This is a genomic window from Phyllobacterium zundukense, from assembly GCF_002764115.1.
In the GTDB taxonomy this organism is placed as follows: Bacteria; Pseudomonadota; Alphaproteobacteria; order Rhizobiales; family Rhizobiaceae; genus Phyllobacterium; species Phyllobacterium zundukense.
In genome coordinates this window covers 166893-181981 of record NZ_CP017944.1, presented here as the reverse complement: position 1 = coordinate 181981, position 15089 = coordinate 166893, and the positions used below count along the sequence as shown (strand labels likewise).

Annotated in this window: 13 protein-coding genes; all 13 read left to right on the top strand. The window is 54.8% G+C overall.

The genetic code is table 11. The features are described from left to right. Positions 1–49: 49 nt before the first annotated feature. The 13 genes from BLM14_RS29305 (at position 50) to BLM14_RS29245 (ending at position 15087) form a co-directional block, all read left to right on the top strand. Entirely contained in the window at positions 50–982 is a 933-nt protein-coding gene (locus BLM14_RS29305; RefSeq protein WP_100003668.1) for an ABC transporter permease, read from the top strand. Next, on the top strand, positions 979–1779 hold the full coding sequence (locus BLM14_RS29300) for an ABC transporter permease (RefSeq protein WP_100003568.1): 801 nt from the start codon (positions 979–981) through the stop codon (positions 1777–1779). Before BLM14_RS29305 ends, BLM14_RS29300 begins: the two co-directional genes overlap by 4 nt. Positions 1780–1823: 44 nt before the next feature. Then, positions 1824–3146 (top strand): histidinol dehydrogenase, encoded by a 1323-nt coding sequence (gene hisD, locus BLM14_RS29295; RefSeq protein WP_100003567.1) that lies wholly within the window; start codon positions 1824–1826, stop codon positions 3144–3146. Positions 3147–3159: 13 nt separating this feature from the next. Further along, on the top strand, positions 3160–4182 hold the full coding sequence (locus tag BLM14_RS29290) for a zinc-dependent alcohol dehydrogenase (protein ID WP_100003566.1): 1023 nt from the start codon (positions 3160–3162) through the stop codon (positions 4180–4182). A gap of 31 nt (positions 4183–4213) precedes the next feature. Next, positions 4214–4945 carry a histidine utilization repressor gene (gene hutC / locus BLM14_RS29285; protein WP_100003667.1) on the top strand — a complete coding sequence of 244 codons (732 nt, stop codon included), beginning with the start codon at positions 4214–4216 and terminating at the stop codon, positions 4943–4945. A 91-nt stretch (positions 4946–5036) separates the two neighbouring features. Then, complete coding sequence (locus tag BLM14_RS29280; protein ID WP_100003666.1) at positions 5037–6329, top strand: hypothetical protein; 1293 nt, start codon at positions 5037–5039, stop codon at positions 6327–6329. 179 nt (positions 6330–6508) lie between these two features. Next, the gene (locus BLM14_RS29275) at positions 6509–8065 is read left to right on the top strand and encodes an HlyD family secretion protein (RefSeq protein ID WP_133123911.1); all 1557 of its coding nucleotides are present in this window, start codon (positions 6509–6511) and stop codon (positions 8063–8065) included. A 189-nt stretch (positions 8066–8254) separates the two neighbouring features. Next, entirely contained in the window at positions 8255–9310 is a 1056-nt protein-coding gene (locus BLM14_RS29270; RefSeq protein ID WP_100003564.1) for a hypothetical protein, read from the top strand. A gap of 9 nt (positions 9311–9319) precedes the next feature. Beyond that, positions 9320–11287: a glycosyltransferase family 2 protein gene (locus tag BLM14_RS29265; RefSeq protein ID WP_100003563.1), complete on the top strand. Its 1968-nt coding sequence runs from the start codon at positions 9320–9322 to the stop codon at positions 11285–11287. 277 nt (positions 11288–11564) lie between these two features. Then, positions 11565–12890 (top strand): ABC transporter substrate-binding protein, encoded by a 1326-nt coding sequence (locus BLM14_RS29260; RefSeq protein ID WP_100003562.1) that lies wholly within the window; start codon positions 11565–11567, stop codon positions 12888–12890. Positions 12891–12977: 87 nt separating this feature from the next. Then, the gene (locus BLM14_RS29255) at positions 12978–13934 is read left to right on the top strand and encodes a carbohydrate ABC transporter permease (RefSeq protein ID WP_100003665.1); all 957 of its coding nucleotides are present in this window, start codon (positions 12978–12980) and stop codon (positions 13932–13934) included. Further along, positions 13931–14884 carry a carbohydrate ABC transporter permease gene (locus BLM14_RS29250; protein ID WP_100003561.1) on the top strand — a complete coding sequence of 318 codons (954 nt, stop codon included), beginning with the start codon at positions 13931–13933 and terminating at the stop codon, positions 14882–14884. Before BLM14_RS29255 ends, BLM14_RS29250 begins: the two co-directional genes overlap by 4 nt. Next, positions 14881–15087 (top strand): hypothetical protein, encoded by a 207-nt coding sequence (locus tag BLM14_RS29245; RefSeq protein WP_100003560.1) that lies wholly within the window; start codon positions 14881–14883, stop codon positions 15085–15087. Before BLM14_RS29250 ends, BLM14_RS29245 begins: the two co-directional genes overlap by 4 nt. The last annotated feature ends 2 nt before the right edge of the window (positions 15088–15089 follow it).

Genomic DNA, 15089 nt, shown 5'->3' with positions numbered 1-15089 from the left:
TGGTCAAGGCATCGGAGAGATGGCAGCCTCTGAAATCGGAACGGATGTAATGCGCGCATATCCTTTGACATGGCGACTGCTCGATGTCCTGGAAGCAGGAGTAGCGAAGGTTTTCCCGCGGCGGCTGGCGGGCGCAACGCCCTATCTGATGCTGGCTCCGGCAGTCCTTCTGGTCGGACTTCTGGTGCTTGGACTGTTCCAGATCGCAGATGGAAGCCTGAGAACGCTCGACACGACCACCTTTCTCATGTCCGAAAGTTATTCGCTCGATAATTTCCGACGGGCGCTTTCCGAACCTTTGTTCAGGAATGTAGCCTTGAAGAGCTTCGCGGGATCACTGATCGTAACTGCGATTACGCTTATCCTTGCTCTGCCTTATGGTTATGTGATGGTGCGAACCAAGTCCGCAGCATTGCGAAAAACACTGCTGATCGCGCTCTTTCTTCCTTTCTTCATCGGGCAGGTCGTACGCGCCTATGGCTGGCTGATCATCCTTGGCAATCAGGGCTTGGTCAACGAAGCGCTCAGCTTCCTGGGCATCGGACCATTCCGGCTCATCTACAATTATCCCGCTGTGCTTTTCGGTCTCATCCAATACATGCTGCCTTTCGCAGTCCTGATGCTCGCTCCGGCTTTAACTGCGATACCGGAGGAGACTGAGGCGGCGGCGGAATCGCTCGGTGCCAACTGGATCCAGACATTTATCCATGTGGTTCTTCCCATGGCACGTCCGGGCTTTGTCGGTGCGGGACTAGTCGTGATGACGCTGTCACTGACCGATTTCGCGATCCCCGCCATCCTTGGCGGCGGTTCGCAGGATTTCATTGCCAATGCGATCTATGACCAGTTTTTCCGCACGTCCGACCAGGGTCTCGGGGCGACGCTTGCGCTGCTTCTCGTTGCGGCGGGGTCGACCCTCGTCGCCATAGTCTTCGCACTGGTCGGGACCGGCACGCTCGGAATGGGAAGGGCAAAGCAATGACCACGGCGCGCGGCAAAACTGTTTTCCTCTGGACACTCGTCATTATTTCGATTGTGACCCTGTCGGCACCAACGCTTGTCGTGCTTGGGGCATCCTTCACCGCAGGGAACATGATCACCTTCCCACCCCAAGGATTGTCGCTGAAGTGGTACGCTTCCATTGCGCAAGCAACTGATCTTAGAGAAGCATTTCTGCGCTCGCTCTACGTCTCCGTCGTCTGCACTCTCATCGCGATACCGTTCGGCACACTGGCAGGAATAGCTCTGGCCAAATATGCTGTACGTTTCGAGAAGGCGCTGCAGATCTATTTGCTTTTGCCCTTCACAATTCCGCTGATCGGTTCCGGAATCGGCTTGATGCTGATTTTCGGCAACGCCGGTGTTCTTGGGCAGTTGTGGCCGGTGGGCATTGCGTGCTGTGTCATCAATCTACCCTTCATGATATGGGCCGTTACGGCGAGCGCCAGCAGCCTTGATCCCGATCTGGAGCTGGCGGCGGCCAATTGCGGCGCGCCCCCGCTGCAGACATTCCTGATGGTGACCCTTCCGGCGGTTACACCCGGGGTGATCACTGGTTCGCTTTTGATGTTCATTTTGGCGCTGAACGAGTTTCTGGTGAGCCTGCTTCTCGTCGATGCACGCATCGTGACGCTGCCGGTGCAGATCTACAATTCGATACGCTCCATCATCACCCCTGATCTCGCAGCCATCTCAGTCGTGTTCATTGGCTGCGCCGCTCTCGCAATCATGATCCTCGACCGCCTCGTCGGTCTGGATGTTTTTCTCAAGTCCAAGTGAGCGGAACCACGCGGTCGGCTCCAATGCAAACGAACAGGTATGCCATGTCTGACATCTGCAGTTACTACGAACTCTCTTCGCTCGATGCGACAGCCCGCGCCAATCTCCTGAAGCGGTCCGAAGCCGATCTTTCGAGCTTTACTGAAAAGGTCCGCCCGATCATTCAGGCTGTGCGCGAGGAGGGCGACGCAGCACTTGTTCGCTTTGCCCGCGACCTCGACAAGGCCGATGTTACGGCGGCTAACCTCAAAGTGAGCGAGCAAGAATTCGATGAGGCTTTCGGCAAGGTGGAGGCGGAAGTCATCGAGGCGATCAAGTTTGGTATCGGTAATATTCGCAGTTTCCACGAGGAACAGAAGCCCGAGCCGATGTGGCTCAAGGAAGTTCGCCCCGGGGCCTATGCCGGTGACCGGTGGACGCCGATTTCATCCGTCGCACTCTACGTTCCGCGCGGCAAGGGAGCGTTTCCCTCGGTAACAATGATGACGTCCGTTCCGGCGGTGGTTGCCGGCGTGCCGCACATATCCATTGTCACGCCGCCGACCCCGGATGGTTCGGTAGATGCTGCAACCCTGGTTGCCGCGCGTCTTGCAGGCGTGGACACGGTTTACAAATGTGGTGGAGCCCAGGCTGTCGCAGCGGTCGCCTACGGCACCGAAACGGTGCGTCCCGCCATCAAGATCGTCGGGCCCGGTAGTCCATGGGTCGTAGCGGCGAAAAGGCTTCTCGCTGATGTAATCGATACTGGACTGCCGGCTGGTCCGTCTGAAGCAATCATCCTTGCTGATGAGACGATTGATGGTCGTCTTGCCGCTCTGGATCTTCTAATCGAGGCGGAACACGGACCTGACTCATCCGCCTATCTCGTCACGCATAGCCGGGAGGTCGCAGAAGCAGCTCGCGCGGCACTACCGGATCATTGGTCAAGGATGACCGAACAGCGCGTCAACTTCTCGCGAACGGTGCTGACTGGAACGCGCGGCGGCATTGTGCTGACGCCATCGCTTGAAGAAAGCTACCGCTTCGTCAACGACTATGCCCCGGAGCATCTTGAGATTCTTTCGACGGAGCCGTTCCGCCATCTTGGATCGATCACAGAAGCGGCTGAAATCCTGATGGGCCAACACACGCCTGTGACTCTTGGCAATTTCGTCCTGGGACCTAACGCCGTGCTTCCAACGAGTCGCTGGGCACGAACCTACGGCCCGCTCTCCGTGACGGATTTCGTCAAGCGCTCGTCCATAGGCTACGTCACTTCCACTGCCTATCCGGAACTGGCCAAATATGCACGGCGGCTCGCCAAATATGAAGGCTTTAGCTCGCACGAAAACGCTGTTTCGGAAGTTCGAGATCCGCTCATCCGATGAAGGGGACACGACAATGAAAGCGGTAAGGCTCTATGCGGCCGGCGATCTCAGGTTCGAGGAAGTTGACGCACCAGGAAGTCCGAAGCCGGGGTGGGTGCGCATCAAGACAACGGCTGCTGGAATTTGCGGATCCGATCTCCATAACTACCGGACCGGGCAATGGATTTCCCGGACTCCCTCGACGGCCGGCCATGAACTAACGGGCGTGGTGTTAGAGGTCGGGGAGGGTGCTCAAGGCTTCGCAAATGGCGACCATGTCGTTGCCGACTCCCGTTTCTGGTGTGGCGAGTGTTTCTCTTGCCGCGCGGGACGTCAGCACCTCTGCGCTGCGCTGGGTTTTGTGGGCGAGATATGTGACGGAGGCTTTGCCGAAGAGATCGTTCTTCCAGCTCGGCTTGTACACAAGGTTGACTCAACAATCGATCCATCGATCGCGGCCATGTCCGAGCCCTTTGCGGTGGCGATGCACGCCGTCCGACGATTGTCGCCGCAGCCGGGCTCTGCCGTCCTTGTCGCGGGCTGCGGCCCCATCGGTGGACTGGTTGCTATGGTATTGTCACGCGGTCATGACGGGCCGGTGCTTGTCACTGACCGAAACGCAGACCGTGCCGAGCTTGTCGCGCGCGTCACCGGAGCCACGGTCGTCAACCTAGATGAGGACTCCATTGAATTTGCAGCCGGCGGTGCACCTCTTTTGGCCGCCGTGGACGCGACTGGCAATACTGCTGTTCTCGCGCAGTTGCTTGATCTTGTTGGTGGTGGCGGAGCGATCGCTCTGGTCGGCATATTCCACAGCAACATGGACATCGATCCCAACCTGTTCGTGGAGCGCGAAATAAGCCTCGTCGGCTGTCATGCCTTTTCGGATGAATTGCCTGCCGCCATTGGGCTGCTGGCTGAGTATGCCGACGATTTCCGACAACTTATCGATAGCGAGATTGGTCTGCGTGATGTTCCGGCGGCATATGATCGGCTGATCACCGGTCGGGCCAAAGGACTGAAGACGATTATTCGAATGGGTGGATCGCCTCAATGACACAGAACTCTCTGAAAATGCGCTCACGAAAATGATCAACTTACCCGATAATGCCAGCCCCCTTTATGAGAAAGTGAAGAACTATGTTCTGCAGAACATAGGCAGCGGTCTATGGGGCCAGGATCAGCGACTCCCTTCTGAGAACGAGCTCGTGTCGGCGCTTGGTGTTTCCCGCATGACCATCCATCGTGCCTTGAGGGAATTGACCTCTGTTGGTGTGCTTGTTCGCATACAGGGTGTAGGTACGTTCGTTGCCGCTTCGCAGGCGAAGTCCGAACTGCTCGAGATCAACAATATCGCCGCCGAAATAGAAGCCCGGGGTCACAGCCACCATTCGAAGGTCCTCCTTCTGGAAACGCTCATGACGACACCAGCACTGACGACTGCTTTCGAATTCAAGAAACGCAGGCTGGTCTATCATTCGATTGTTGTTCATTTCGAGAATGACGAACCGGTCCAACTGGAGGAGCGCTTCGTTAATCCCGATCTTGCACCGGACTACGACCAGCAGGATTTCAATAGCCAAACCACCTTCGAGTACCTCCAGCAGCAAACACCAGTTACCGAAATCGAGCATGTCATTTCTGCGATTGCGGCAGATGAGGCAATTGCCGAACACCTGCGACTAAATCCCAGCGAACCTTGTCTTCTACTCCACCGCAGAACTTGGACAGGCGATGCCGTGGTAACGGTAAACCGGTTTACCTACGCCGGAGCCCGCTATTCGTTGGGAAGCCGATATTGGCCAAGTCGCAAAAAATAGTTTGTCGGTCACACCGATAAGCATCTGACTCCAACTGAACAAATTGGAAAATGTGCCGATTTGGATCGGCTCGACGGGGATCGGTTTTGCAATGAACGAGACAACCAGCCGGACGGCTGAAATCAGGAATATAGCCAGAAAAGATCAACACCGTGCAGAACGTATGCTGGCGGACTTGCTGCTCGATCTGTTTGCCATGCGGGCGTCGGACGTTCAGATAAACCACGATCAGTATAGCCTCAATTCGTTGAATGGCTTTTTCACCTGCGACGATGAGGCCTTTTTCTTCAAGTTTCATCAGGAGGAGGGCGAGGAGGAAATGACCGGCGAGTATTATCGCGCGGACATTCTTGCCAATGCTGGCCTACCCGTCGATCAGCCCGTATACATGTCAGTTCTGCCCGGAGAACAGATTCTGATTTACCGCAGGCGGAGCGATCCACGATTCTCCGACGTGCTTCGCAAACTTGATCTCATGGACGACCCCGCCGAGCGAGCAAGAGCTATAGAAGCGGAAACGGACCTGTGCGCGAAGCTGCTTGATGTGTATCGCGAGACGCTGCATCCGATCAGCGTGGAGGAGGTCGCGGCCGAACCGATTCACCGGCTTTTTTACGAACGGCTTATCGATCCTGCCACGCGCTTGTTTCCCGGCGGACGGTTTGCTGATTTCTATGCAGGCAAGACATTCGGCTTCCCGGGGGTGGAACTGGAATGGGAGGAGTTCTCCCAGCTGAAATTTGTCATTGATGGCCGCCGTTACGCTTCAAGTGTCGGCGAGCTTTTCGATGCAGCTCATGCCCGGTTAAGTCCGAAGCGTCTCGCCGACAATGGCGGAGTTGTCGCCCATGGCGACGCTCATAACGCCAATGTCTGGTATACCGCAGAACAAGGTGGAAAAGCAGAGCTCTCCTTTTTCGATCCGGCGTTCGCGGGCTCCAATGTTCCCGCCCTCCTGGCTGAAGTAAAGGCGACTTTTCACAATATTTTCGCTCATCCCTTGTGGCTCTATGATCCGGCTATCGCGAGTCAAATGTTCAAGGCATCGGCGCGGCGGGATGCGAGAGAACTGCATGTCGAAACAGACTGGGAGCTAACGCCTGTGCGTAAAGCATTGCTTGACGTCAAGGCGACTCATCTGTGGCGTCCGCTTCTTGGTGAGTTGAAACGGCGTGCGTTGCTGCCGGATGATTGGCGGACGGTTATCCGGTTGGCACTTTTCCTCTGTCCGACGCTCGTGATGAACCTGCGAGCCGGGGTCCGAACCCACACGCCTGTCTCCTCATTGATTGCGTTCTCCGTGGCGGTGATGGCTGGCAGCCCGCCGCAAAGTGGCAGCGATGACATTACCCGGTTTCTGGATAGGATCGATCCCGAAAGGTGATGTTCAGGCGTTCGGCCAAGTCTGGCGTATAAATAGGCAGATTATTTAATCACAATTACGTATTGCGCAGAATCAGCTTATTTGGGATCGTTTCTACTATAGAGGGGGAAATAAAAAACAATACGGGAGGGGAAAAAGGAAGGAAACATAGTTTTTAATCTCTTGACGGAGTGGCAACTATGATTTCGCAGCCCCGATATACCCCAATTGCAGGCAGACCAGCTTCTGTAACAATAGCGTCTTATGGCGTTCTCGGTGTATTGGCGACGGTTTTTACGTCGTCGGTCCTACCTCCCATATTCACTTCCAGTTCGGTCAGAGCGGTTGTGAACGCCCCTGTGTCGTCATTAACGTCGCCAATCAATGGGACGGTGACAAGTATGGCTGGCAAGAAAGAAGATTTCTACGAAGGCCCCATTGTAACGGTCCAGAACGAGCGTGTCGATCGTACTACATTCATCGGGCTTCAGGTTGAGTCAACATCACTTCAGAACGAGTTGCTACTAAAGCAGGCCAATCTTGAAGATTATCTCAACAGAATCAAAGATCTCGAAACTGAATTGTCGACGCAGCAAAACGCACTGATTGCGCGTTCGAGCAATGAGTTGCGCGATGCCGAGGTGCGGTTAAACCTCGCTACATATTCGGCAGCGAATGAAAAAACCGATTCGGAGCGCAAGCTGCGCCTGGTGTCCAAAGGCGTCTTGCCCGGCACAAAAGATGAGCTTCTGAACAAGATCAGGCTGGAAGATGCCAAGGTCGAGGCGGCCAAGCTGAAAGTTGACATGTCAACGGACGATCTCGGCTTTGCGCAGCGGGGAATATATGTCGGCGACAACAACCAGTACTTGCAAAATCTTCAAAACGAGATCCGCGCCAGAAAGGCAGATGTTTCGCAAATCAGTATGCAAATCGCATCAATCACGACGCGACTTGTCCAGCTGCAAAGCCTGACCGAATCGGAAAGACAGCGCATCGACAAGATGACCAAAGCGGACGTGGCAATCACGAAATCCGAAAAAATCTACAAGACAATCGCGCAAGTCGGCAAGCAAGTGAATGCAGGCGATACGCTCGTCCAGTCCGTCGATTGCAGCGAGGCTTTTGTTGTCGCTATTTTTTCGGAGCGTCAGGCACAAGCACTCTCGGTTGGATCGAAAGTCGTTGTTGAATCGGCGGCCTGGACGTCACCTGTCCAGGGTCTGGTCAGCCGACTTCTGCCTCGTACAACCGACCGTGTCGATCTTGACTTCGCCGTTCCGTTCCCACCGACAGAAAGGCGCGAACTTTATGCCTTTGTCGTTCCTGAAAAAACAGATGCGGCAACGATCGCCAATTTTTGCTCTGTGGGCACATGGGTTGAGGTTACGCGGCAGCGGGATTGGGCGGAGAAGACGCGCAATTATGTCGACGGTGCAACGGCCGCGCTTGTGGAAGAGGTCAAACGGCTGGAGTTGGCCTTTGCAACGGGTGGCACCAAAATCGCAAGTGTTGCGGCACTTTCCTCTACGCAAGCAGGGGCCGCATCACTTCCTTCAGAACCGGGTTTGCCAACGGGAAAGAAAATCGCCGCTGTGCTACCAGCGTCGAAGAACCCGGCATGTATCGGAAACAAATGCCAAGCCTCCGATTATCTGTTTGACCGCCGGTTGAAAGCGGAGTCGCAACCATTCCGTCACGCGCGCATTATGGCCGATATTGGTTCCAAAGCGGTCTTTGACACGAGATGGAACTAGCACGTGGAAAGGCTGGCCCTCTATGCCGCCGCCAGCATTGCGTTTCTATGCGCGGCTTCGCAAGGGCACGCGGCGGATCGTGCGATTGGATTGAGCTTGTGCAGTTCAATAGACCGAGCGAGAGCCGAACAACCGTTTGGTGATTCGAACGGCTCATTTCTTCCAAGCTATCTCGCTTCAGAAAACGGAATGGAGTTGCCGAAGCCATTGCAGAACACAGCATTTGTCTATGACAATGCCTTGGCGGTAATGGCATTCCTGGCTTGTGGCCGGGTAGATCGTGCCAGATCGATCGGTGACGCGCTGATTTCGGCAGGTAAGCGAGATCGATATTACACCGACGGGCGGCTTCGCAACGCTTATCGATCAGGACCCGTGGACGAACAGATTGCGCTTCCCGGATGGTGGGATGATGCCGCAAAAAACTGGGTAGAGGACGAATATCAAGTGAGCACTGCCTCGGGAAACATAGCGTGGGCGGCGCTTGCACTTCTTCAACTCCACGACAGGACGAAAGAGCCCAAATATCTCGACGGAGCGGAGCATCTTGGATCATGGCTGGAGCAATTGGCTGGAAGAGACGACCACAATCCCGGTGTTGCTGGCGGTTACTACGGTTTCGAACCAGAGGCATCCCGCATCGCCTGGAAGTCGACAGAGCACAATATCGATATCGTCGCAGTCGCACGGTGGCTTTGGATGACAACCGAAGATCCAAGATGGGAACGTCTGGCGCAGAATACACTGCGCTTCGTATCGACAATGCACGACGACAAAGATGGCTTTTTGATCGGCACGGATCTGCAGGGGCAGAGGGTTCACAGCGCGGACCTTTGGCTCGACGTGCAAATCTGGCCACTTTTGGTCCTGCCCGAATCACAGCGGCCTACCTCATGGTACGATGCGACAAATCTCATCGATGCTCGGCTTTCCGTTCCGGGCGGCTACGATTTCAATGGTGACCGGGACGGTCTGTGGATCGAGGGAACAGCACAAGCCGCGCTGTTGTTTAGCCTGGAGGGCGAGCCGAAGCGTGCTTCAATCCTGATCGGCAGCGTACTTCAATACATCGATCCGGAATCGGGTTGGCTTTACGCGACGCCGAACGAAGAACTCTCGACGGGATTGAGCATCGACGCGATGGGGCAGGGCGGCGCGTTCATGTATCACCGTTGGCCGCATCTCGGAGCGACTGCCTGGACTGTTCTCGCCGCAATGGACTTCAATCCGTTTCAACCCAATTGAGGGCTAAGAATGTTTTTCGACGTGAACGACGATGTAGCGAGTGTGCTGGTGTTCGATGTCGGTGTTGCGCTCACGTTCATTGTCTTTTCCAGGATCGCCGACCGCGAACGTTTGGCCGACAGAATCTTGTTTGGCAGCGCTGCAATCTTGTCGCTGGTGCTCTACATTTCCTGGCGATGGCTCGATACTTTGCCCGATCTTGAAATAACCGGAAGCAGTCTCTGGGCCTATTTCTATTTCACCTTCGAAACAGTGTCGGTTGTCTACGGGCTCGGTTCCATATTCATTTTGTTCAGGATGTCTGACTGGACACGGGAAGCTGACGACGCGCAGGAGGAATTGAAGGCGCTAGGTACATATCCGTCTGTCGATGTCTTCATCTGTACCTACAACGAGCCCATAAACATTCTGGAAAAATCCGTCATTAGTGCCAGATCGATGGATTATCCCCGATTCAAGATCTATGTTTGCGATGATACGCGCCGTCCACAGATCAAGGACTATTGCGCGCGAGTTGGTGTCAACTACATTACTCGTCCTGACAACGGCCACGCAAAGGCGGGGAACCTCAATAATGCGCTAGCGCTGACCAATTCGGCTGGCAATTCATCCGATCTGATTATGGTTCTGGATGCAGATTTCGCACCGCAGGAAAATTTCCTCATGCGCGTCACCGGATTGTTCCGGAATGGTGAGATCGGGCTCGTACAGACGCCGCAGTTCTATTTCAATTCTGATCCAATCCAGCACAATCTCGGCATCAGTTCGTCATTCGTTGATGATCAGCGGGTGTTTTTTGACACCTTCCAGCCTGCCAAGGACGCCGCGGGCTGCGCGTTTTGCGTGGGAACAAGTTTTGTGGTGCGGCGGTCGCTTCTCAACGAGATGGGCGGGTTTCCACACGAAGCGCTATCAGAAGATATGCTGTTGACCTATCGCCTTATGGAACGCGGTTACGTGACGCGATGGTTGAACGAGAAACTGAGCGTAGGGCTGTCGGCCGAGGGCATACCCGAATACATAACCCAGCGGACGCGCTGGTGTCTTGGCACGATACAGATAGGACTTCTCAAAGATGGACCTTTGTGGCGGGGACGGTTTACCCTCACCCAACGCCTGCATTACATACACGGACTTCTCAGCTGGCTGTCGAAGCCATTCATTCTTTGTATGCTGTTCGCGCCGTCGATCTATTGGCTCTTCGACGTTTCGGCGATTCAAGCCGATGAGCTGGTTTTCATGAAGTATGGAATTTCAGCCCTTTTCGTCTTTTGGAGCTATTCCTCATGGATTTCCGGCCGGCGTACCTTACCGCTGTTCACGGAAGTGACGCACGCAATAACCGCGCTTCCGGTGACGATTACCCTCTGTCAGGCTATTCGCAAACCCTTCGGACGGCCATTCAAGGTAACCGAGAAGGGTGGTGACAGATCCACGATCCGAATTCACGCCCCCACGGCCATTTTCTTTGGTCTGGTCACCTTGCTGTCTGCATTTTCAGTTGTGACGACAGTATTCGCCTGGAGTTCGCCGACCGAGTTCTCCGAGCGTGACTGCATGAACCTTGTTTGGTCGGCGTTCTCCATGCTCATCGCATTCGTAAGTCTTTTGGTCTGCATCGAACTGCCGAGATTTGGACAGGAGGAGCTTATCAAGGTGCACATGCGATCATCACATCGCGCCAAGGGGACAATACGCGAGATACGGATCGATGCATTATCAACACAGAATGCCTTGATCGAAGGCTTGAATTTGTCGGGCGCGGAAGATGAGGCGGTATTCATTAGCGGGGTCGGGTGGGTAAGGATTGAAAGCGAAATGTCGATGCCTCCGAACTGGTTCAGAATAGTGCCAAATTTCCAGCAACATAACGATATTCTCCATACGCTGTTCCGGAAAGCTCCTGATAACGTTGCCAAGACCGGGATGTTGGGCAAGTCAATGATTGGCTTGTGCAGGCGAGCGCTCTTCGGTTGATCCTCAGCGACCGCGCGCTATCGTCGCTTGGGCATTGAACCTACCTGCCTGCAACAGCGCGGCAGCCCCCGCTTCCTTCCCAATATGTCCACTGCACTGTGTATCGGATTTTTCCGATGTGCAGCGCAGCAACGATTCATACTTGAAATGTTGAGTAAAATACGTATTACTAAACAACATTACTCAACACGGTGGAGAGAGATCGTGTGGAGAATCAAGGGAACGAACGATATTTTCGAGGGCGACGTGGTGTCGCTCATGTATCTGGGAGGAATGCATGAAAACGATAAAGCAAGCCCTGCTCGGGGCGACCTCGGCGCTTGTCCTGTTCACGGCAGCGCCAAATCTGGCGAAAGCCGATGAACTGACCCTATGCTGGGCGGCATGGGATCCCGCTAACGCACTGGTCGAGCTTTCCAAAGACTTCACAGCCCAAAGCGGGACGACGATGAAGTTCGAGTTCGTACCGTGGCCTAATTTCGCCGACCGTATTCTCAACGAACTTAACTCCGGCGGAAAGCTGTGCGATCTGCTGATCGGCGACAGCCAGTGGCTCGGTGGGTCGGCCGAAAACGGCTACTACGTAAAGCTCAATGATTTCTTCGACAAGGAAGGGATCAAGATGAGTGATTTCGCTGACGCCGCGGTCAACGCCTACGCGACATGGCCGAAAGGCACGCCGAATTATTGGGCGCTTCCTGCCATGGGCGACGCCAATGCCTGGTTCTACCGCAAGGACTGGTTTGCGAAGCCGGAGATACAGGCCGAGTTCAAGCAGAAATACGGACGCGACCTGGCCGCGCCAGCGACCTGGGATGAGCTGAAACAGGTCGCTGAATTCTTCAACGGCCGGAAAATGGACGGCAAAAAGGTCTACGGTGCGGCGATCTTTACCGAACGTGCTTCAGAAGGCATTACCATGGGAGCCTCGTCGGCGCTCTACCCCTATGGGTTCAAATACGAAAACACGCCGGGCAAATACGATATGGAGGGCGCGGTCAATTCACCTGACGCTGTCGCCGGACTTGAGGCTTACAAGGCGCTCTACAAATGCTGCACGCCACCCGGATACACCGATGCATATATGGGCGAAAGCCTTGATGCATTCAAATCGGGACAAGTGGCGATGGCAATGAATTGGTTCGCTTTCTTTCCTGGTCTCTACAAGGATGAGAAAGTTGGCGGCGACAAGATTGGCTTCTTCGTCAACCCCAAGGAAAAAGTAGCGGCCTCGACGCTCGGTGGACAGGGAATCTCCGTCGTTGCCAATACGGACAACATGGAGGGTGCTCTCGCCTATATCAAATGGTTTGCCCAGCCGGACGTTCAGAAAAAGTGGTGGTCACTTGGCGGTTACGCCGTACACAAGGCGGTATTGACCGATCCGTCATTCCCGGAGAGCCAGCCCTTTGCTGCAGACTTCCTTGTGGCCATGAACCAGGTGCAGGACTTCTGGCAGGAGCCATCCTATGCCATTCTCCTGCAAGCCATGCAGAAACGGCTTCATGATTATGTCGTTGCCGACAAGGGGACTGCGAAGGAGGCCCTCGACGGGCTGGTCAATGATTGGACGGAGGTCTTCAAGGACGATGGGAAACTTTAGGTAATCCTGTCCTGAAATGACTGCCCGGATGCGATACTATGCCGGGCAGTCATGCCAAAGTTCCGCAAAGAAACCCAGGTGACGTCTGTGACCGATACAAGTTCTTCTCTTCTGGGGAAGGCCGCCAAAGCTACTCCGGCGCCCATCGCTTCCCGAATTCGCGGCATATCCGATCGATCCATGGCGTGGCTGTTCATAACGCCAGCGATCGCCCTGCTACTGGCCATCAATATATTTCCGTTGATCTGGGCCATCTATCTCTCATTCACGAACTTCAGGGCAAACCGGCCGAATGCTCCTATCGAAGGTGTTGGGCTGAGCAACTATAGCCGGGTACTCAACGATCCAAATATTTGGCAGGCGATGCAGACAACGGCGCATTTCGTCTTCTGGACGATCCTGCTGCAGACGCTGATTGGGTTTTCCCTTGCCTATCTTATCGACCGGAAATTCCGCGGTCATGCCTTTTGGACGACAGTCATTCTGGTTCCAATGATGTTGTCGCCGGCTGTTGTTGGCAATTTTTGGCGGTTTCTGTACCAGCCGCAGATCGGCCTCTTCAACTACATCGTCTCCTTTATCACCGGCATTCCCCCGTCTTCGTTCGAAATGCTGGGTTCGGTTCCGCTCTCACCCTGGGCGATTATCATTGTCGATACCTGGATGTGGACGCCCTACGTGATGCTGATCTGTTTGGCTGGCCTCCGATCGATTCCCGATTACATCTATGAGGCTGCCGAAGTGGACCGCGCATCGCTCTGGCGCCAGTTCTGGTCGATTACCCTGCCGATGGCGCTTCCTTTTATCATGCTGGCGGTGCTCTTCCGCGGCATTGAAAACTTCAAGATGTTCGACATGGTGACGCTTCTTACGGGGGGAGGGCCGGGTTCCACCACCGAAGTGGCCTCCATCACGTTGAAGCGCGAGGCATTCGAAAGCTGGCGTACCGGCCGGGCGTCCGCCTTCGCCATTATTCTGTTTGTCGCGGTGTTCGGCCTTGCCAACATCTATGTGAAAGCCCTCAACAAGGTGAAACAGCGATGAGTTCTGTTAATACTGCCCATTCGGTCGTCGAACCGGGAATCGCAACGAAGCGCATCGCCGCAACGATTGTCATTGCCTATGCCTTGATCACGATGATTCCGCTCGTATGGATTGTGATGACGAGCTTCAAATCGCCGCCAGATTCGATCAGTTATCCGCCGAAAATCGTGTTCCAGCCGACACTCGAAGGTTATTGCAACCTGTTCACAACTCGCACGCGCCAGACCTCTGATTACATCGCTTCGCTGGGCGCCGCGACAAGCACCTGCGATGAAATCACACGAAGCCGCAACATGGTGATTGCAGGGTCTTCGAATTACTGGCCGCGCTTCCAGAACTCGCTGGTGATCGCTTTCGGCTCTACCTTCCTTGCAGTCTCGCTTGGAACGCTCGCAGCCTATGGTTTCTCGCGTTTCAAAGTCCCCCTCGCCGAGGATTTGCTGTTCTTCATTCTCTCGACGCGCATGATGCCGCCAATCGCCGTCGCAATCCCGATCTATCTGATGTATCGCGAGCTCGGTTTGTCAGATACCGCGCTCGGCATGATACTGCTTTATACGGCCGTTAACGTTTCACTTGCTGTCTGGCTCCTGAAGGGCTTCATCGACGAAATTCCGCGTGAGTATGAAGAAGCAGCCATGATCGACGGCTACACGCGCATGCAGGCCTTTTTCAAGGTTGTCCTGCCGCAGGCGACTACCGGAATCGCCGCTACGGCCATCTTCTGCCTGATCTTTGCCTGGAATGAATACGCCTTTGCGGTGCTCTTGACCTCCGGTGAGGCCCAGACTGCTCCACCTTTCATTCCAACAATCATTGGCGAAGGCGGGCAGGACTGGCCCGCGGTTGCTGCCGGCACCACCATTTTTGTCGTACCCATCCTGGTCTTCACTATCCTTCTGCGCAAGCAGCTGTTGCGCGGCATTACCTTTGGAGCTGTACGGAAATGACGGTGCAAACGCCTCTCCCCTTGAAGCCGAAACGGCCGTTCTTTCTCAGACGCGGTCCAATGGAAAATGTCGCAACGGCACTCATCGGCCTGGGATTTCTGATGCTGTTCCAGCCCTTCCTTCTGATTTTTTACACTTGGTCGTTGGTCACGCTCCTGACTGGTACCGTCCTTTTCATCATTGTTTCGAAATTTCCGGAGTAAGC